This window comes from Microbacterium sp. (assembly GCF_046295495.1).
Classification (GTDB): Bacteria; Actinomycetota; Actinomycetes; order Actinomycetales; family Microbacteriaceae; genus Microbacterium.
This window is the reverse complement of sequence record NZ_JBKBNC010000020.1, coordinates 1-18468: the sequence shown is the minus strand read 5'-3', so window position 1 is coordinate 18468 and position 18468 is coordinate 1. Positions and strand designations below refer to the sequence as shown.

At 72.5% G+C, this 18468-nt stretch carries 16 protein-coding genes; 2 read left to right on the top strand and 14 right to left on the bottom strand.

Going from position 1 to position 18468, the window contains the following annotated elements:
• Together ACK4LS_RS09330 and ACK4LS_RS09325 are read right to left on the bottom strand one after the other, a co-directional pair.
• On the bottom strand, positions 1–498 hold the full coding sequence (locus ACK4LS_RS09330) for a methylated-DNA--[protein]-cysteine S-methyltransferase (protein WP_409716405.1): 498 nt from the start codon (positions 496–498) through the stop codon (positions 1–3).
• Positions 495–2156 carry an AlkA N-terminal domain-containing protein gene (locus ACK4LS_RS09325; protein WP_409716403.1) on the bottom strand — a complete coding sequence of 554 codons (1662 nt, stop codon included), beginning with the start codon at positions 2154–2156 and terminating at the stop codon, positions 495–497. The genes ACK4LS_RS09330 and ACK4LS_RS09325 overlap by 4 nt, the downstream gene beginning before the upstream one ends.
• Positions 2157–2348: 192 nt before the next feature.
• Between ACK4LS_RS09325 and ACK4LS_RS09320 the strand changes: the two genes are divergently transcribed.
• Positions 2349–3776: a dihydrolipoyl dehydrogenase family protein gene (locus ACK4LS_RS09320; protein WP_409716401.1), complete on the top strand. Its 1428-nt coding sequence runs from the start codon at positions 2349–2351 to the stop codon at positions 3774–3776.
• 170 nt (positions 3777–3946) lie between these two features.
• Positions 3947–4468 carry a DUF1697 domain-containing protein gene (locus ACK4LS_RS09315; RefSeq protein WP_409716399.1) on the top strand — a complete coding sequence of 174 codons (522 nt, stop codon included), beginning with the start codon at positions 3947–3949 and terminating at the stop codon, positions 4466–4468.
• Here the strand turns inward: ACK4LS_RS09315 and ACK4LS_RS09310 are convergent.
• The 12 genes from ACK4LS_RS09310 to cobA form a co-directional block, all read right to left on the bottom strand.
• Positions 4449–5423, bottom strand: a complete 975-nt coding sequence (locus tag ACK4LS_RS09310) for a DMT family transporter (RefSeq protein ID WP_409716397.1) — start codon at positions 5421–5423, stop codon at positions 4449–4451. The genes ACK4LS_RS09315 and ACK4LS_RS09310 overlap by 20 nt on opposite strands.
• Before the next feature lie 312 nt (positions 5424–5735).
• The gene (gene purH / locus ACK4LS_RS09305; protein ID WP_409716396.1) at positions 5736–7346 is read right to left on the bottom strand and encodes a bifunctional phosphoribosylaminoimidazolecarboxamide formyltransferase/IMP cyclohydrolase; all 1611 of its coding nucleotides are present in this window, start codon (positions 7344–7346) and stop codon (positions 5736–5738) included.
• Positions 7347–7407: 61 nt separating this feature from the next.
• Positions 7408–8007, bottom strand: coding sequence for a phosphoribosylglycinamide formyltransferase (purN, locus tag ACK4LS_RS09300; RefSeq protein WP_409716394.1), 600 nt, complete (start codon positions 8005–8007; stop codon positions 7408–7410).
• A 60-nt stretch (positions 8008–8067) separates the two neighbouring features.
• The gene (locus tag ACK4LS_RS09295) at positions 8068–9561 is read right to left on the bottom strand and encodes a DUF6350 family protein (RefSeq protein ID WP_409716391.1); all 1494 of its coding nucleotides are present in this window, start codon (positions 9559–9561) and stop codon (positions 8068–8070) included.
• 176 nt (positions 9562–9737) lie between these two features.
• The gene (locus ACK4LS_RS09290) at positions 9738–11249 is read right to left on the bottom strand and encodes an alpha-N-arabinofuranosidase (protein WP_409716389.1); all 1512 of its coding nucleotides are present in this window, start codon (positions 11247–11249) and stop codon (positions 9738–9740) included.
• A gap of 63 nt (positions 11250–11312) precedes the next feature.
• On the bottom strand, positions 11313–12266 hold the full coding sequence (locus ACK4LS_RS09285) for a carbohydrate ABC transporter permease (protein ID WP_409716387.1): 954 nt from the start codon (positions 12264–12266) through the stop codon (positions 11313–11315).
• Complete coding sequence (locus ACK4LS_RS09280; RefSeq protein ID WP_409716385.1) at positions 12266–13186, bottom strand: carbohydrate ABC transporter permease; 921 nt, start codon at positions 13184–13186, stop codon at positions 12266–12268. The genes ACK4LS_RS09285 and ACK4LS_RS09280 overlap by 1 nt, the downstream gene beginning before the upstream one ends.
• Positions 13187–13259: 73 nt before the next feature.
• On the bottom strand, positions 13260–14594 hold the full coding sequence (locus tag ACK4LS_RS09275; RefSeq protein ID WP_409716383.1) for an ABC transporter substrate-binding protein: 1335 nt from the start codon (positions 14592–14594) through the stop codon (positions 13260–13262).
• 168 nt (positions 14595–14762) lie between these two features.
• Positions 14763–15779, bottom strand: a complete 1017-nt coding sequence (locus ACK4LS_RS09270; RefSeq protein ID WP_409716381.1) for a LacI family DNA-binding transcriptional regulator — start codon at positions 15777–15779, stop codon at positions 14763–14765.
• 73 nt (positions 15780–15852) lie between these two features.
• Positions 15853–16557 (bottom strand): sirohydrochlorin chelatase, encoded by a 705-nt coding sequence (locus ACK4LS_RS09265; RefSeq protein WP_409716379.1) that lies wholly within the window; start codon positions 16555–16557, stop codon positions 15853–15855.
• Positions 16554–17693, bottom strand: a complete 1140-nt coding sequence (locus ACK4LS_RS09260; RefSeq protein WP_409716377.1) for a uroporphyrinogen-III synthase — start codon at positions 17691–17693, stop codon at positions 16554–16556. The genes ACK4LS_RS09265 and ACK4LS_RS09260 overlap by 4 nt, the downstream gene beginning before the upstream one ends.
• Positions 17690–18468 (bottom strand): uroporphyrinogen-III C-methyltransferase (gene cobA, locus ACK4LS_RS09255; RefSeq protein ID WP_409716375.1); only part of this gene is annotated, 779 nt, incomplete at its 5' end. The genes cobA and ACK4LS_RS09260, both read right to left, overlap by 4 nt.

The following is an 18468-nucleotide window of genomic DNA, read 5'->3' as shown; positions in this document are numbered from 1 at the left end:
TCATGCGGCGACCTCGCGCGCGAGCAGTCTCCGCTTGATCTCGACCCCCCAGGCGAAGCCTCCCATGGTGCCGTCGCCGCGCAGGACGCGATGACACGGGACGAACAGCGCGGGGGCGTTGCGGGCACAGATGGATGCCGCCGCCCGCACCGCCGCCGGTGAGCCCAGCGCCGCCGCGAAGCCCGTGTAGGTGAGCGGGGCGCCGGGGGCGACGCGGCGCAGGGCCTCCCACCCCGCGAGCTGCATCGCCGTGCCGTACTGGGCGACCGTGACGGCGTCGATCGCGGTGACGTCTCCGGCGTAGTACGCGCGTACGGCCTCGGCCGCCGCTGTCTCGCCGGGAACGACCTCGGTGGGGCGCCGATCGGGGCGCAAGCGCGCGAGGACCGCTTCGGCGTCGTCGGTCCATCCCGACACCAGCACGCGATCGCGCTCATCGGAGAGGATCGCGAACGGCCCGTCGGCGGTGTCGAGGATCTGGAGGGTCGCGGTGGTCATTCGGGAGTCTCGCTTCCGGTTTCGGGGACGGGTGGCACGGTCGGGACGGGGGTGGCGTCGGGGGTGACGTCGACGTCGGCGGTCGCCACGTCGGCGTGCCCGACGTCGACGCGCCGACGTCGGGTCGAACGCCCCGGACGGGTGACGGCCGCGGCGGCGACGGTCTCGGCCGGGGAGCGCCACGCGCGCGTGACGGGCGCGGCGTACCAGTAGTGCGCCATCGCATAACTGCGCCAGGGCTTCAGCCGCTCGGACCACCCCGTGAACCCCGCGGGGTCGGAGGGCAGGCCGAGCTGTGCCGCGCCGGCGCGGGCGGCGACGTCGCCGGGCAGCAGGACGTCGGGGTCGCCGAGCACGCGCATGCGGACGTAGTCGGCCGTCCACGGGCCGATCCCCCGCATCGCGAGCAAGCGCTCCCGTTGCTCGGCGCCGTCGTCGCCCGGCCCGATCGTCAGCGATCCGTCGGCGAGCGCCCCGGCGGCCTCGACGATCGCGCGCATGCGTGCGGCGGGGCCGCGCAGCACCTCGAGGCCGCGCGCGGCGATCACCCCGGGCTCGGGGAACAGCGTCATGGGCTCGGGACCGACCTCGACGACCGCCCCGAGCGCCGCGGTCAGTCGACCCTGCATGGTGCGGGCGGAGGCGACGCTGATCTGCTGACCGATCATGGCGCGCAGCAGCATCTCGTCGGCGTCGACGGCGCCGGGCACGCGGACGCCGGGAATCGCCGCGACGGCCGGCGCGAGTTCGGGATGCCGCGCGAGCTCGTCGTCGATCGCCGAGGGATCGGCGTCGAGGTCGAACAGCCGCCGCACGCGCGAGATGAGCGTGCCGAGATCGGCGAGGGCGGTGAGCCGCGCGCGCAGCCGGAGCCGCCCGTCGTCGGCGAGACGCACCTCGAACCACCCCGGTCCGCCCGGGAGACGGACGACGCGCGCGAACGAGCGCTCCTCCCCCACCTCGACCCCGGGGATGGCGTGGGCGCGCATCCATCCGAACAGACCGACCGTGTCGAGGGGCCCGCGTACCGGCAGGGCGAGGTCGATCTCGCCCGCGGCGGCCTCGACCCCTGCGGCGGCGGATCGGCGCGCCCGCAGCTCGCGCGGCGGCATCCCGAACACCTCGCCGATGGCGTCGGTGAACTGGCGGACGCTGGAGAACCCGGCCGAGAAGGCGACGTCGGCCGACGAGAGGTCGGTGCCGACGAGCAGCGCCCGGGCGGTGTGCGCGCGATGCGCCCTCGCGAGGGCGAGGGGCCCGGCTCCGAGTTCGGCGGCGAGGAGACGCGTGAGGTGCCGCGACGAATAGCCCAGGCGCCGCGCCAGGCCGGGCACACCCTCGCGATCGACGACTCCGTCGGCGATGAGGCGCATCGCACGGGCCACGACGTCTCCGCGCAGGTCCCACAGCGGGGAGCCGGGGGCGGCCTCGGGAAGGCACCTCTTGCACGCGCGGTACCCGGCCTCGTGCGCGGCGGCCGAGGTGGCGTAGAACGTGACGTTCTCTTCTTTCGGCGTGCGTGCCGGGCAGCTCGGGCGGCAGTAGATGCCGGTCGAGCGCACCGCCGTGACGAACTGCCCGTCGAAGCGGCGGTCGCGCGACTGGATGACGCGGTAGCGCTCGGTGAAGCCCGGGGCGTCGACGGGGGTGGGGGTCATGCCATCCACCCTGCCACCCCCCTCCGACATCGGCTGGCGGAAATCGGACACGGCCGTGGCGCCGGTCCGACCCCACGCGCGCGGGGTGGCGGGAGTGGCCCCGGGCCCACCGCGCACGCCCGGGGCCACCGACCATCGGGCCCGCCACCGCAACCCCTGCCCGATGTCGGCGGTCGTCACTAACGTGAGGGCATGAGCGAACGCGAATACGACCTCATCGTCATCGGCGCCGGCCCCGTCGGCGAGAACGTGGCCGACCGTGCCGTGCAGGCCGGTCTCACCGCCGCCATCGTCGAGTCAGAACTCGTCGGCGGCGAGTGCTCGTACTGGGCGTGCATGCCGTCGAAGGCCCTGCTGCGCAGCGCCGCCGCCCTGCGCGCGGCGCGCGACGTCGACGGCGCGAAGCAGGCGGTCACCGGCGGCCTCGACGTCGCCGCCGTGCTGCGCCGCCGCGACACGATGACCAGCAACTACGACGACTCCGGTCAGGTGCAGTGGCTGCAGGGGGCGGGCATCGACCTCGTTCGCGGCCACGGCGCACTCACCGGCGAGAAGACCGTGCGCGTCACGGCCGCCGACGGCTCCACCACCGACCTCGTCGCCCGGCACGCGGTCGCCGTCTGCACGGGGTCGGCGGCCCTGCTCCCCGACATTCCGGGCCTCGCCGACATCGCGCCGTGGACCAGCCGCGAGGCCACCGCCGTGGAGCAGATCCCCGGCTCCCTCGCGATCATCGGCGGCGGCGTGGTCGGCGCCGAGATGGCGACGGCGTTCCAGAGCCTCGGCAGCCAGGTCACGATCATCGCCCGCTCCGGTCTGCTCGGCGGAAACGAGCCCTTCGCCGGAGAGCTGGTGACGGCCTCGCTCCGCGACCGGGGCGTCACCGTCAAGACGGGCGCCGACACCACGGCCGCGCGCCGCGACGACGACGGCCGCGCCGTGCTCGAACTCTCCGACGGCACTAGCGTGACCGCCGACGAGGTGCTCGTCGCGATCGGGCGCACGCCCCGCACGCACGATCTGGGCCTGGATGCCGTGGGCCTCACGGCCGGCGACTGGCTCGAGGTCGACGACACCCTGCTCGTGCGCGGCTTCGACTGGCTCTACGCGGTCGGAGACGTCAATCACCGGGCCCTCCTCACCCACCAGGGCAAGTACCAGGCCCGTGCCGCGGGCGACGTGATCGCCGCCCGCGCGAAGGGTGACGAGGTCGACGACGCCCCGTGGGGCGCCCACGTCGCGACCGCCGATCACGACGCCGTGCCGCAGGTGACGTTCACCGATCCCGAGGTGGCGTCGGTCGGCCTGACCGCCGCGAAGGCGGAGGAGAAGGGTGTGAACGTCAAGGTGCTCGACTACGACCTCGCGAGCATCGCCGGGTCGAGCGAACAATCCGACGCGTACGTTGGAAAGGCCCGTGCGATCGTCGACCTCGACCGCGGCGTGCTCGTGGGCGCGACGTTCGTCGGCCCCGACATCGCCGAACTGCTGCACTCCGCCACGATCGCCATCGTCGGCGAGGTGCCGATCACGCGGCTCTGGCACGCGGTGCCCTCGTACCCGACCGTCAGCGAGGTGTGGCTGCGGCTGCTCGAGACGCTCGGTCGCGACTCGGCCTGATGCGCGGGCACCGGCGGCCGCTCTGCGGCGGCCGGTGCCCCTGCTCGCCAGCGGCCCGCCCGCGCGGCGAACCCTCCGATGCGCCGGTCGCGGTGCCCGGAACACCCGCTCGAGCGGGTCACGAGCGCAGCGTTCGTCACCGCACGCCTAATGCGGCGTAGGGTCGCACCATGCCCCGCACCATCGCCCTCCTCCGCGGGGTCGGCGGCCCCACCGCCCTGAGAATGCCCGCGCTGCGCGAGGTGCTGGCATCCGCGGGTCTGGGCGAGGTCGAGACGCTGCAGGTCGCCGGCAACATCGTGCTCGATGACGGCGGGCGCTCCCCCGGCACGCTCACGAGCACGATCCGCGACGCGGTGCGTGAGGCCTTCGGTTTCGATCTCCCCGTGGTCGTGCGCACGCACGACGAGCTCGTCGACGCCCGCGCCCGCAACCCCTTCGCCACCGCCGCCGAGGGCCGATGGGTGCAGACGGTGTTCCTCCTCGAGGCGCCGGCCGCGGGCACGACAATCGAGGTGCCCGCCGACGCCCCCGAGGAGGCGGTGCTCGACGGGTCGGAGGTGTTCGTGCGTTATCCCGAGGGCATCGGCGGATCGAAGCTGCAGGCCGGATGGTTCGAGAAGCGCCTCGGCGTCACCGGGACCGCGCGCAATGCGAACACCGTGGCGAAGCTCATCGAGATGAGCGCCTGAGACCGGCCGTCCCCACCACGTCGACGAGCGGCTTCCCCGCGGTCTCCCCCGCGCTCCCCGCGCTCCCCGCGCTCCCACGTCGACGGATCGTCACGGCGACCGCCGCGCACGCGATCACCGCGAGGCCACCCACGACGGTGACCACCGTCAGCCGCTCTCCCAGCACGAGCGCGGCCCACACGAGCGAGAGCACCGGCTGCGCGAGCTGCAGCTGGCTGACCCTCGCCATCGGGCCGACGGCGAGCCCCCGGTACCACGCGACGAAACCGAGGAACATGCTCACGACCGCGAGGTAACCGAAGGCGGCCCACGCCGCGGGATCCGCGGTGACGGGTGCCTGCGTCGCCGAGAAGACGGTGAGACCGACCATCACGGGGCTCGACAGCACGAGCGCCCACGAGATCGTCTGCCACGCGCCGAGCTCTCGCGAGAGCACACCCCCCTCGGCGTACCCGATCGCGGCCGCCACGACGGCGCCGAGCAGCAGCAGGTCCGAGGCGTGCAGGCCGCCGGAGCCTCCGGCGAGGGCGAACCCCACGGCGACGACCGCCCCCACCGCAGCGGCGATCCAGAATCCACGGCCCGGTCTCTCGCGCGTGCGCACGACCGCGGCCACCGCCGTGGCCGCCGGCAGGACGGCGATGACGACCGCGCCGTGACCGGCCGGCGCGGAGGTCAGGGCGAACGAGGTCAGCAGCGGGAAGCCCAGCACGACACCGCCGCCGACGATCGCCAGTCGCGCCGCCTGAGCCGGTGTGGGCCGCTGCGACCGGGTGACCGCCAGGACGACCCCGGCGATCGCGGCGGCGACCACCGCGCGCCCGGCGCCGACGAAGAGCGGATCGAGCTGCGCGACGGCGACGCGGGTGAAGATCACGGTGAACGAGAAGGCGATCACGCCGAGGCCTCCCCACACGAGGCCCCCGCGCGAGACGGATCCGGTCGATGCCTGCATTCCCCCACCCTGCGAGATCGGGCGCCGGGCCCGCGCGGTCCACTCGGCCCCGCGTGGCCTCGCCGCGCAGACCCCGCACGCCGGTGCGGGGCGTGCGCCGCGGTCTGGGGCGCAGATCTCCCGCCCCCGTCGGCTGATCGCGCCCCGAACCGGAGCGGCGCACGGAACCGCCCCGCGAACCCGGGCGCGGAGCCGCACAACCCGCCGCCGCCTTTCCCGCCACGGCGACGACCGCCGCGGCGACGACCGCCCCCGCGGCGAACGCGACGACGCCGCCGCAGCCGAGGCTGCGACGGCGTCGAGGAGCGCGTGTCAGTGGAAGAAGTGGCGCTCTCCCGTGAAGAACATCGTCACGCCGGCGGCACGCGCGGCGTCCACCACCTCGGCATCCCGCACCGACCCGCCGGGCTGGATGATCGCCGAGATGCCCGCGTCGATGAGCACCTGGGGGCCGTCGGCGAAGGGGAAGAAGGCATCGGATGCCGCGACCGAACCGGCCGCGCGGTCGCCCGCCCGCTCCACGGCCAGACGGCACGAGTCGACGCGGTTGACCTGGCCCATGCCGATGCCGACGGTGGCCGAGCCCTTGGCGAGCACGATCGCGTTCGACTTCACGGCGCGGCAGGACTTCCACGCGAAGATCAGGCTCTCCATGTCGGCCTCGGCGGGACGCTCACCGGAGACGAGCTCCCAGTTCTTCGCGACCGACTCGATGTCGTCGGGGAAGCGGTCGGCGTCCTGCAGCAGGAGGCCGCCCGAGACGAGCCGAACGTCCATGGGCTCCTGCGTCCAGTCGGCCGGGAGCCGCAGCACGCGCAGGTTCTTCTTGAGCTTGAACACCTCGAGCGCCTCGGGCTCGAAGTCGGGGGCGATGATGACCTCGGTGAAGATGTCGCGGAGGTTCTCGGCCATCTTCAGCGTCACGGTGCGGTTGGCCGCGATCACGCCCCCGAACGCCGACACGGGGTCGCACTCGTGGGCGCGCAGGTGCGCCGAGGCGATGGGGTCGAGCGCGTTGGGTGCGGCGACGGCGATGCCGCAGGGGTTCGCGTGCTTGATGATCGCCACGGCCGGCTTGACCATGTCGAAGGCGGCGCGGAGGGCTGCATCGGCGTCGACGTAGTTGTTGTACGACATCTCCTTGCCCTGCAGCTGCGTGGCCTGGGCGATGCCGTGGCCGCCGACGCGCGAGTAGATCGCGGCGCGCTGGTGCGAGTTCTCGCCGTAGCGCAGGGTCGACAGGCGCTCGGCCTGGATCGTCAGGTGCGCGGGCAGGTCGATGTCGTCGCCGAGCGTGCCCTCGGCGAACCACGTCGACACGGCGGTGTCGTAGGCGGCGGTGTGCGAGAAGGCGCGGGCGGCGAGCTCGCGCCGCTGTACGAGCGAGGTGCCGCCCTGCGTCTGCACGGCGTCGATGATCGCGGGGTACGACTCGGGCGAGACGACGATCGCGACGTTGGCGTGGTTCTTCGCCGAGGCGCGTACCATGGCGGGGCCGCCGATGTCGATCTGCTCGACCACGTCGTCGCCCTCGGCTCCGGATGCCACGGTCTCCACGAACGGGTAGAGGTTCACGACCACCAGCTCGAAGGGCTGGATGCCGAGCTCGGCGAGCTGCTCCTCGTGGCCGGCCAGCCGCAGGTCGGCGAGAAGGCCCGCGTGCACGTTCGGGTGCAGGGTCTTCACGCGACCGTCGAGCGACTCCGGGAAGCCGGTGACGGCCGAGACGTCGGTCACGGCGTAGCCGGCGTCGCGCAGCAGCGTGGCCGAGCCTCCGGTCGAGACGATCTCGACGCCGGCGGCGGCCAGCGCCTCGCCGAGCTGGAGCAGGCCCGTCTTGTCGCTCACCGACACCAGCGCGCGGCGGATCGGGACGACGTCGCGGGGACGGTAGTCGGCGGGGTCGTGGCGGGGTCCGGCCATGGCTGCGGCTCCTGTGTCTCGAGTCGGGTTCGAACGCAGCGGGCGAGCGCCCGCCGCGCGGTCAGGCGGTTCGGGATGCCGTGGCGGCGAGGTCGAGCTCGCCCTCGGCGATTCGCCGCACGACGTCGATCAGCAGACGTCGCTCGACGGGCTTGATGCGCTCGTGCAGGGCGTCTTCGTCGTCGCCGGGGAGGACGGGGATCCGCTCCTGCGCGAGGATCGGCCCGGTGTCGACCCCGGAGTCGACGACGATGACGCTCGCTCCGGTCTGCGTGACTCCCGCGGCGAGGGCGTCGCGCACACCGTGCGCTCCGGGGAACTCGGGCAGGTACGCGGGATGGGTGTTGATGAGGCGCGGCTCCCACGCGGCGACGAGGTCGGCGGGCAGCAGACGCATGAGACCGCTCAGGACGACGAGGTCGGGCTTCCAGACGCTCAGCTGCGCCCCCAGTTCGGCGCCCCACTCCTCGCGCGAGGCGAAGGCGCCGAACGGCACGAGGAAGGTGGGGATGCCGAAGTGCTCGGCGTGGGCGAAGCCGTCGGCCTCGCGATCCGCACCGACCGCGACCACGCGCGCCGGGAAGTCGGGGGCGGCGGCCGCCTCGAGCAGGGCGCGGAGGTTGGAGCCGGTGCCGGAGATGAGGACGGCGACCGTGAGCACGCGCTCAGTCTACGCAGGTGCACCGGAGCCCGCCGAGCGCTCGGACGCGGTCCGCGCCGCTCAGCGCCCTGGGGAGGAGTCGTCGTCGCCCGGTTCCGACCAGGCCGCGCGGATGCGCGCGCGCACCTCGTCGTCGCCCAGCTGCGCCGAGGCGGAGCCGGTGTCGTCGGGGTCGCGGTACGAGCGCGGCCACACGTCGGAGGCGATCCCCGTCCCGGGAGCGGACACGGTCGGGGCGGGGCCGGTGGCGTGCTCGTCGCGATCGAACGGTGTCTGCGCGCGCGGGCCGGGCGAGAATGCGGGCGCGGGCTCGCGCTGCTCGTCGAACACCGGGCGCACGTCGTCGTCGACCGCCGCGCCGAAGCGCGGGCTCAGCAGCAGGATCGCCGATCCCACGAGCACCTCGAGTCCGAGGGCGAGGGCGAGCGGGCCGGGCTGGGGGCCGGTGTCGGCGAGGCGGCCGGGGCCGATCGCACCCGACGAGGCGACGGCGGCGAGCGCACCGACGCCTCCGGTGAGCGCCGCGACGGCCACGGCGACCACCAGGCGGGGGGCGAGGGGCTCGGAGTCGGCGGTGACCGGCATCCGGGAGCGCAGGATCCACCCCGTCAGCGCCCCGACTCCGACCGGCAGCAGTGCGAGCAGCAGCAGCCACGACGACGTGGAGTCGGGGACGGCGCCGAGGACCGGGATGCCGGGGAGTGCGCCGACCTGTGTCGCGGCGGGCGTGACCGCGGTGTCGGTGCCGAGGGCGAAGCCCGGGCCGGCGGTGAAGGCGAGGGCCCACAGCACGAGCGTCGGGAGGTACATGAGCTGACCGAGCGCGATGACCGTGGCGCCGATGGCGTCGGCGTTGCTGGCCTGGTACAGACCGATCACCTGGCTCGATCGCGCGATCAGACCGGCCACCACGATGACGCCGCCGACGGCGACGAGGCCGAGGGTGGTCAGGGCGAGGCCCCGCAGCACGAGGCCCGGCACGGGCGCCCAGACCGTGGGCATCCGTTCGACCCAGCCGCGCACGGCGTCGACGGGGCCGTCGTCACCGACGCGCCAGGCCCCGATGACGGCGCCGACGAACGACGGCACGAGGAACAGCAGCGAGGGCAGGAGGATCGCCGGCCCGGTCTCGGATGCCACGAGGGCGGCGTTCGAGGTGAGCGCGACGAGCACGGCGATGGCCGCGAACACGAGCGAGCCCGAGAGCCATCCGGTGAGCGCCGCACCCGCCTCACCCGCGCGGACGCCCGAGCGTGCCGCGAACAGGGCGGTGAAGGCGGCGAACGCCAGCGGCGCGAGCGAGAGGGTGAAGGTGGCGAACGACGGGTCGATGCCCGTGGCCGCGAGGTAGGCGTCGGGGAGCGACACGGTCACCGGCACGAGATGACCGAGGTGCCAGACCGCGGCCGAGGCCGGCCACAGCGCACCCCAGTCGGGGTCGCCGACCCCGAACACCCACAGCAGCGCGAGGGGCGCGAGCACGACGGCGATCCCGCCCGCGGCGGCCAGGAGGGCGTCGAGGGCGGCCAGGAGGGCGACGAGGAGGCGATGCATGGGCGAGAGAGACCCTACCCGCGCCGGCTCGGCTCGCCTTCCAGGCGCGGCGGCGCGACCCGAGTCCGTCGCGCGTGGAGACCTCCCGCCGTCGCCGTGCCGTTCTTCCCCCCTCGACGCCGAACGCGCGCCCCGCCGCGCGGACGCCGCCGTGGCGGGCGCCCGCGCGGGCAGGCTCATCCGAGCGAGATCGCCGTCCACGACACCGGGGGGAGGGTCACGGTGAGCGTGCCGCCCTCCACCGTCGCGGAGTCGTTGGGCGCCGGCGCGACGCGCTCGGGGTCGTCGAGCGTGTTCGCGGCCGATCGGTCGTCATCGGCGAGCGTGTGCGTCTCGAGCACCCCCACCTCGCCGAGCGCCGAGACGTCGACCGTCATGGTGACGGGCTCGGTCGTCGAGCGGTTGACGAGGAAGACGGCGCTCCGCCCGCTCTCGGCGTCGTGCGTGGCGACGGCGTCGACCAGCGGAACCTCTCCGTAGACCTCCGTGCGGTAGGTCGGGGCGTCGAGGTTCAGCCGGAGCGCCTCACCGCGCGCGAGGCGAGAGGTGATCGAGAACGGGAAGAACGTCGTCTGCTTCCAGGCGATGCCGCCGGGCTCCGTCATGATCGGTGCGATCACGTTGACCAGCTGCGCCAGGGATGCCGACGCGACGCGGTCGGCGTGCTTGAGGAGCGAGATGAGGAGGTTGCCGAACACCACGGCGTCCAGCACCGAGTACGAGTCCTCGAGCAGGCGGGGTGCGACGGGGAAGTTGTCGACGCCGGCGAGCTTGTCGACCTCGTGGTAGCGGTCGATGTACCAGACGTTCCACTCGTCGAACGAGATGTCGATGCGCTTGTCGGAGCCCTTCACCGCACCGACGTGGTCGGCGGTGGCGACGACCTTCTCGATGAAGCCGTCCATGTCGACGGCCGAGGCGAGGAAGCTGTCGACATCGCCGCCGCGCTCTTCGTAGTAGGCGTGGCACGAGATGAGGTCGACGTCGTCGTAGGTGTGCGTGAGCACCACCCGCTCCCACTCGCCGAAGGTCGGCATGTGGGCGCTCGAGGATCCGCACACGACGAGCTGCAGGTCGGGATCGAACATGCGCATCCCCTTCGCCGCCTGCGAGGCGGTCTTGCCGTAGTCGTCGGCGGAGCGGTGCCCCAGCTGCCACGGCCCGTCCATCTCGTTGCCCAAGCACCACATGCGCACGTCGAAGGGCGCGGTGCGTCCGTTCGCGATGCGTCGGTCGCTCAGGGCCGTGCCCCCGTGGGCGTTGGAGTACTCGAGCAGGTCGATCGCCTCGAGGGTTCCGCGCGTGCCGAGGTTGACGGCCATCATGAGATCGGAGCCGACCTTCTCCAGCCACGACGAGAACTCGTGCAGGCCGATCTCGTTGGTCTCGGTCGAGTGCCAGGCGAGGTCGATGCGGCGCGGGCGCTGGTCGACCGGTCCGACGGAGTCCTCCCAGCGGAAACCCGAGACGAAGTTCCCGCCGGGGTAGCGGATGGTGTCGACGCCGAGCTCCTTGACGAGCTCGATGACGTCGCCGCGGAAGCCCTCGGCATCCGCCGTCGGGTGTCCGGGCTCGAAGATGCCGGTGTAGATGTGGCGTCCGAGATGTTCGACGAAGCCGCCGAAGATCTTTCGACGGATCGGGCCGATCGCGGATCCGGGATCGACGGTGAGGCGTGCGTCAGGCATGGGTGTGCTTTCTGTCTGTGCGTGCGTGCGTGAGAAGTGGGGGTCGGGGAAGGCGGGAGCGCGTCACTTGACGCTGCCGAGCGTGAGCCCGCCCTGCCAGTACCGCTGGAGGAGGAGGAACGACAGCAGCAGCGGCAGCACCGAGATGAAGGCGCCGGAGGTGATGAGGTTCCAGACCTGCTCGCCGCCGGCACCGGCGTTCGACAGCGCGAGCCAGCGGTTGAGGCCGACGGTGACCGGCAGCGTCTCGGGGTTCGTCAGCATCGCCAGCGGCAGGAAGAAGTTGTTCCACGTGCCCACCACCGACAGCAGCAGCACGGTGACGATGGCGGGGCGCAGCAGCGGCACGACGATCGTGGTGAAGGTGCGCCACTCCCCCGCCCCGTCGATGCGGGCGGCTTCGAGCAGTTCGTCGGGCACGGTGTCCTGCGTGTAGACGCGCATGAGGTAGACCGCGAACGGGTTGAGCAACGACGGCAGGATGACGGCCCATCCGGTGTTCACCAGGCCGTACTGGCTCAGCAGCATGAACTGCGGGATGACCAGCGCGGTGAGCGGCACCATCACCGAGCCGAGGATCATTCCGAACACGAATCCGCGGCCACGGAAGCGGTACTTGGCGAAACCGTACCCGGCGAGCACGGCGACCACCGTCGCACCGAGGCCGGAGACGAAGGAGTACACGAAGGAGTTGCCGAGCCAGGTCCAGTAGATGCCGCCCTGGTGCTCGAACAGCCCGGCCACGTTGGCGAAGAACTGCGCGGGGTCGTCGAACCAGAACGCCGGACTCGAGAAGAGCCCGCCCGTGCTCTTGGTCGCCGAGACGAAGAGCCACCAGATCGGGATGAGGAAGTAGACCGCCAGGATCAGCAGCAGCACGTGCGAGCCGATGCGGCGCCCGCCCTGCGCCCGACGGTTCGAGCGACGGGCGTCGCGCCGGGCGGCGCGGTCGAGACGGCCGGAATCCGCGGTGACGAGGGTGCGCGTGCGGTCGTCGCGCGCGATGAGAGCGGCCATCAGGCGAGTCCGTTCTTCTTGCGGGTCAGGAAAAGGAACCCGAACGATCCGATGAACACGACGATCGCGAGAGAGAAGGCGATCGTGGAGGCGTAGTTGAACTGGCTGTAGCTGAACGCGAGGGCGTAGGCGTACATGTTGGGCGTGTACTCCGCAGGCAGCGCCCCCGAGGCGATGGAGCGCAGCACCGTCGGTTCGGTGAAGAACTGCAGGGTGCCGATGAGGGCGAAGGTGATGACCATGACCATCGACGAAGAGATCATCGGGACCTTGATCCGAGTGGCGATGTGCCAGCCGTTCGCGCCGTCGACGCGGGCGGCCTCGTAGATGGCGGGGTCGATCGAACGCAGCGCGGCGTAGATCACGATCATGTAGTACCCCGACCACTGCCAGGTCACGATGTTGACGAGGCTGCCGAAGATGGCGTCGCTGGCGAGGAAGTTCGGCGCCTCGAGGCCGAACAGGCCGAAGAGCGACCCGGCCGGACCGAAGCGGGGGCTGTAGAGGAAGCTCCACATGAGCGCTCCGATGACCACCGGGATGGCGTACGGGGCGAAGATCAGCAGTCGCGAGGCCTTCGCCATCCACGTGCCCAGGGAGTCGAGCACGAGAGCCGCCACGAGGGCGACCAGCAGCTGGGCGGGGATCATGACGACGGCGTAGAGCGCCACGCGGCCGAGACCGCCGAGGAAGAGCGGGTCGGTGAAGGCCTTGAGGTAGTTGTCGATGCCGACGAACTTCGTGCCGGTCGCCAGCGTCGAACTGAACAGGCTCATTCCGAACGCGTAGATGAGGGGGAAGATCAGGAACGCGGCGAAGACCACGAGGAACGGCGTGATGAACAGCCATCCCACCCGCTGTCGGCGCGAGTGACTGTCGGCGCGGCGCCGGGTGGGCGCAGCGAGGGTGTGCGTGACCATGGGTTCTCCCGTGGGGACGAAGGTGGAGAGGTGAAGGAGGGGGCGGGCCGGGGGGAGCCGGCCCGCCCGTCGGTCACTTGAGCGTGAAGCCCTGCTCGGTGGCGTACTGCTCGAGCGTGGCCTGCAGGTCGTCCAGCGCCGTCGACGCGTCCTTCGAGCCGTCGACCGTCACGGCGGTCACCTGCTGCTGGAGCTGGTCGTAGGCGTAGTTCTGGAACGGGCTGAAGGTGAAGCCGCTGTATCCGGATGCCGCCGGGAGGAAGACCTCTTTGTTGATCTGCTGCCCGCCGAAGAACGGCGCCTCCAGGTCGCGGAAGTAGTCCGATTCGAGGACCGGCTTCCACAGCGGGAAGAGCGCCGCTTCCTCGATGCCGATCTTCCACGCCTCCTCGGTGCCGAACACCTCCTTGGCCACGGTGGCGGCGGCCTCCTTGTCCTCGGCCTGGCTGGTGACGGCGAACGTCGAGCCGCCCCAGTTCACCTGGACGGGGTTCGCCGTGTCCCACTGCGGGATGGGCGCCGCGCGCCACCGCGCACCCTCGTCGCTGCCCTCGAGCCCCTGCAGGTAGCCGGGCCCCCAGGCCGCGGCGACGTAGATGGCGTAGGTGCCGTCGACGAGCTTGGTGTTGTAGTCGGCGGTGAAGGCCTCGTCGGTGGCGACCAGCCCCTTCGAGGTCAGGTCCTGCCAGTAGGCCAGCACGTCCTTCGAACCCTCGTCGTCGACGTCGATGCCGACCTCGGTGGGGGCGGAGTTGTCGTAGGTGAACGGCTTCGAGCCCGCCTGCGCGAAGAGGGCCTGCGTGAAGGCCCGGCCGTTCGGCGGGAAGTTGGCGAGCACGCCCGGGGCCCCGGCATCCTTCAGTTTCTGGGCGGCGTCGGCGAACTCCGCCCACGTGGTGGGAGGGAGGATGCCGTACTGGTCGAGGATGTCCTGGCGGTAGAGCATGCCCATGGGGCCGCCGTCGACCGGGATGGCGTAGACGGCGTCTCCGCTGGAGACGTCTTTCCACGCGCCGTCGGTGTAGTTCGCCTCGACCTCACCGGCGCCGTACTCGGACAGGTTCACCAGAGCGTCGCGGATCGAGAAGCTCGAGAGCACCTCGGCCTCGAGCATGATGACGTCGGGTGCGCCCGAGCCCGACTCGATCGAGGTGGAGAACTTCGTGTACTCGTCGTTGCCCTGACCGGCGTTGGTCCAGCAGATCTGCACGTCGTCGTGGGTCTGGTTGAACAGGTCGACGACCTGCTCGAACGCGGGATACCAGGCCCACACGCTCACCTGCGTGGCGTCGGGCTGCAGGATCTCGTTGGTGCACGAGGCCTCGGCTGCACCGGATGCGCCGCACCCCGTCAGTGTGGCGGCCGCCACGACGGCGATGCCGGCGGCGGCGATGTCCGTCGTCTTCATGGGCTGTGTGTTCCTCTCGCGGGGCGAAACACCGGTGTCTCTCGGAGATGGATGGGCGCAGCCCGGCGCCACTCGAGTGCCGCACTGCACAATTTACAACGTTGGAAGTAAACGTTGTAAATGAATGGTGCCCTGCGGCCCGCGACCTGTCAAGAGGTCGTCGCGACCTCAGCGCGCAGCGGGAGCGGATTCCCGCTCGACCAGGCGGTAGTCGGCCAGCAGCAACCGCGGGGCCACCTCGGCGGCCTCCCCGGCGATGCGCGAGAGAAGGGTCTCCACGGCCGTGCGCGCGATCCACTCCTGGCCCGGATCGATGGTGGTCAGCGAGGGGATCGAGTACTGCGCCTCGTCGAGGTCGTCGAAGCCGACCACCCACACGTCGTCGGGCACGCGGCGCCCCGACTCCTGCAGCGCGCGCATGGCACCGAGGGCGAGGGTGTCGTTCAGCCCCAGCACGGCGTCGAACTCGACGCCGCGGCGCAGCAGCTCGCGCATCGAGTCCGCACCGTTGGCGCGGTGCCACATGGTCGTGTAGCCCACGATGTCGTCGTCATAGGGGATCCCCGCGGCCGAGAGGGCCTCGCGGTAGCCCCGCATGCGCAGCCCCGCCGATCCGATGATCTCCCCGTCGTGCGCGCCGACGAGGGCGATGCGACGGCGGCCGTTCGCCAGCAGGTACGCGGTCGCATCCCGGGCCGCTTCGACGTTCTGCATCGTGACGTGATCGGTCGGTCCGTCGAAGATGCGCTCGCCCAGCAGCACCATCGGGTACGACACCGACAGGCGGCCCACGTCGTCCTGCCCCATGCCGAGCGGGCTGAAGATGAGACCGTCGGTGAGCTTCAGCCGTGGCGAACGCAGCAGGTCGATCTCCCGCTCGCGGTCACCGCCCGTCTGCTCGACCAGCACGACGACCCCGCGACGCTCCGCCTCGGCGATCACGATCGCGGCGAGTTCGGCGAAGTAGCTCAACGCCAGATCGGGCACGGCCAGGGCGATGGCCCCGGTGCGCCCGCTGCGCAGGTTGCGGGCCGTGAGATTGGGGGTGTATCCCAGCTCGGCGATCGCCTTCTCCACCCGCTCCCGTGTGGTCGCGCGGATGTTGGGGCGGTCGTTGATCACGTTCGAGACGGTCTTGATCGAAACCGACGCCAACCGCGCGACGTCGTGCAGCGTGGCCGTCATCGTGCCTCCATGCGCTCACTGTACAACGTTGTACTCGCCTCGACGGGCGCGAGGCCGCGTCGCGCACCCGCGGTCACCCGCGCGCGGGCTCCTGCTCCGCGGAAGCCCGGCGCGCCTGCCCCCACCTCTCCCACACGATCTCCGCGAGGCGGGGATCGGCGCCGATCGGCGCCGAGGTCAGGTCGGCGTCCGCCTTCTCGATCACGCGCGAGAAGTGCCCGGGCGCGAGCACGTAGCTCGCGGCCACGGTGCGGTGCCCGGCGCCGCGTGCCGCGTGCACGGCATCCGGGATGCGGGGCTCGGATGCCGCGGCGTACGCCGTCACGATGGGGCCGTCGATCCCGGCATCCGTCATCAGCTGCGCCATGCGCTCGACGTCGACGACCGCGCCGGGGCGGGTGGAACCGGCGGCGGCCAGCACGACGGTGTCGTCGGGGCCCGCCCCCGTCGCCCGGACGCGGTCGGCGAGGATCTCCGCGAGCAGGGGGTGGGGGCCGAGCGCGGGGGCCACCGGCAGGCCGTCGGCCGCCTCCACGAGGTCGACCTCGGTGTGGTAGCCGGTCGACAGCAGCAGCGGCACGATCACGATGTCGTCCGTGCGTCGTCGTGCCTGCGCCACCACGTCGGTGACGTAGGGGCCGTGCACGTCGACGTAGGCCTCGTACACCTCCACCCCGGCGGGTGCGGTCGCCCGCAGCACCTCGAGCAGTTCGCGCACGACCACGCGACCCTCCTCGAACCGGGTGCCGTGGGCGCAGGCGATGAGCGCGGCCGTCATAGGTCCTCCTCGTCGATCACGTCGAGTCGATATCCGCGCTTGTACACGGTGCGGATGAGATCGATGCCGCCGAGCGCCTCGCGCGTGCGGGCCACGGCCACCTCGACCGCGTGCCCGCTCGCCTCGGCGCTCGACAGCGTCGCGCCCAGGTCGGAGCGCGACACCACCGCCCCGGGCTGGCGGGAGAGCGCGCGCAGGATCTCGACACCGGTGCGCGGCAGCGGGGTGAATGCGCCGTCGAGCACGATGCCCGCCGATCGGATGCCGAGCTCCCCCGACGTCGTGCGGATCACCGGGGCGTCGGACCCGCCGTAGTGCGTGACGACGGCGCGCACGAGGGCGCCCAGGCGACCGCGATCGGGCACGAGCGGTTCGATGCCGGCGTCGCGCAGGGGGGCAGCGGTGATCGGGCCGACCGCCGCCACGAGCACGCGTCCGTCGCCGGCCCGGGAGGCCACCGCGTCGAGCGCGTCGGCGCGCTCGGCGGCCAGGATCCACTCGCGCGCGGCCGGCGCCGAGGTGAACAGCACGGCGTCGATCTCGCCGCGCGCGACCTGCCGGGTGGAGGCGGCGACCACCTCGGCGTCCGGCGGCGGGCCCCAGCGGTAGATCGTCAGGCTCGTCACACGCGCGCCGGCCGCCTCGAACGCCTCGTCGAGACCGTCGGCACCCGACCCGTGATGCTGCACGGCGACGTGCAGGCCCGCGACGCCCTCGGCGACGAGGAAGTCGCGCAGTTCGGCCGAGGTCTCGCTCTCGGCCACCCAGTCGGCCTCGAACCCGGCCTGCTGGATCGCGCCGCGCGCCTTGGGTCCGCGCGCGACGATCCGCGCACGCCCGAGCACGGCGCTGAGCTCGTCGTGCAGCCCGGCCTCGTCGGCCGTCTCCATCCAGCCGCGGTAGCCCACGCCGGTGGTGGCCACCACCACGTCGGGGGGATCGGCCACGAGCAGGCGTGTCCGGGCGATCAACTCCTCGTCGTCGATGTGCGGCACGATCGTCAGCGCCGGGGCGACCCGCACGCGCGCGCCGTGACGCTCGAGCGCGGCCGACAGCTCCCCCGACCGCCGGTCGACGGGAAGCAGCACGGTGCACCCCTGGAGCACCGTGCTGATCGTCCGCGCGGGTGCCGTCACCCGATGCCCTCGCCGCGGGGCACCGCGAGCGGCCCGCCGATCGCCACCGGCCCGCCGACCGGGGTGCCGATCCCCGCCGAGACCGTCCCCTCGCCCGGGAGCAGCAGATCGGCGCGCGCGACTTCGCCGAACACGAGCACCGCCGGGTTGGCGAGGCCGTGGGTCTCGGCATCCTGGATCGCCGTCGCCAGTGTCGTGCGGATGGTGCGCTGAGCCGGCGTGTGGCCGTTCTCGACGAACGCCACCGGGCGGGCACCGGGGGCGCCGGCCGCGCGGGCGGCGGCGACGAAGCGGGGCAGCGCGCTCACGCCCATCAGGGCGACCACCGTGGCCGTGTCGTCGCGCAGCGCGGCGAGGGTCGCTTCGCTGGGCGTCTCCTGACCGTTCACAACGTGCAGAGTACCGGCCACGCCCCGGTGCGTGACGGGGACGCCCGCGGCGGAGGGCACGGCGATCGCGCTCGAGATGCCCGGAACGACCTCGACCGGGATGCCGGCGGCCCGGCACGCGAGCACCTCCTCGCCGCCGCGACCGTAGACGAAGGGGTCACCGCCCTTCAGCCGCACGACCCGCAGGCCTCTCGCGGCCCGGTCGACGAGGATCGCGTTGATCTCGTGCTGCGGCACGGGGTGGTGCTGCGGGCGCTTGCCGACGTCGACGAGCTCGACGTCGTCGCCCAACTCCGTGAGCACGCCGGTGGGGCCGAGCCGGTCGTGCACCACGACGTCGGCCTCGGCCAGCAGGGCGCGGGCGCGCACGGTCATCAGGTCGGTCG

What these genes read in the sequence shown, in the direction of transcription:
- ACK4LS_RS09280 (WP_409716385.1), bottom strand. Translation starts at nt 13,186, where the DNA reads ATGGTCACGCACACCCTCGCTGCGCCCACCCGGCGCCGCGCCGACAGT.
- ACK4LS_RS09265 (WP_409716379.1), bottom strand. Translation starts at nt 16,557, where the DNA reads ATGACGGCCGCGCTCATCGCCTGCGCCCACGGCACCCGGTTCGAGGAG.
- ACK4LS_RS09290 (WP_409716389.1), bottom strand. Translation starts at nt 11,249, where the DNA reads ATGCCTGACGCACGCCTCACCGTCGATCCCGGATCCGCGATCGGCCCG.
- ACK4LS_RS09325 (WP_409716403.1), bottom strand. Translation starts at nt 2,156, where the DNA reads ATGACCCCCACCCCCGTCGACGCCCCGGGCTTCACCGAGCGCTACCGC.
- ACK4LS_RS09310 (WP_409716397.1), bottom strand. Translation starts at nt 5,423, where the DNA reads ATGCAGGCATCGACCGGATCCGTCTCGCGCGGGGGCCTCGTGTGGGGA.
- ACK4LS_RS09285 (WP_409716387.1), bottom strand. Translation starts at nt 12,266, where the DNA reads ATGGCCGCTCTCATCGCGCGCGACGACCGCACGCGCACCCTCGTCACC.
- ACK4LS_RS09315 (WP_409716399.1), top strand. Translation starts at nt 3,947, where the DNA reads ATGCCCCGCACCATCGCCCTCCTCCGCGGGGTCGGCGGCCCCACCGCC.
- ACK4LS_RS09270 (WP_409716381.1), bottom strand. Translation starts at nt 15,779, where the DNA reads ATGACGGCCACGCTGCACGACGTCGCGCGGTTGGCGTCGGTTTCGATC.
- ACK4LS_RS09275 (WP_409716383.1), bottom strand. Translation starts at nt 14,594, where the DNA reads ATGAAGACGACGGACATCGCCGCCGCCGGCATCGCCGTCGTGGCGGCC.
- ACK4LS_RS09330 (WP_409716405.1), bottom strand. Translation starts at nt 498, where the DNA reads ATGACCACCGCGACCCTCCAGATCCTCGACACCGCCGACGGGCCGTTC.
- purH (WP_409716396.1), bottom strand. Translation starts at nt 7,346, where the DNA reads ATGGCCGGACCCCGCCACGACCCCGCCGACTACCGTCCCCGCGACGTC.
- ACK4LS_RS09295 (WP_409716391.1), bottom strand. Translation starts at nt 9,561, where the DNA reads ATGCATCGCCTCCTCGTCGCCCTCCTGGCCGCCCTCGACGCCCTCCTG.
- ACK4LS_RS09320 (WP_409716401.1), top strand. Translation starts at nt 2,349, where the DNA reads ATGAGCGAACGCGAATACGACCTCATCGTCATCGGCGCCGGCCCCGTC.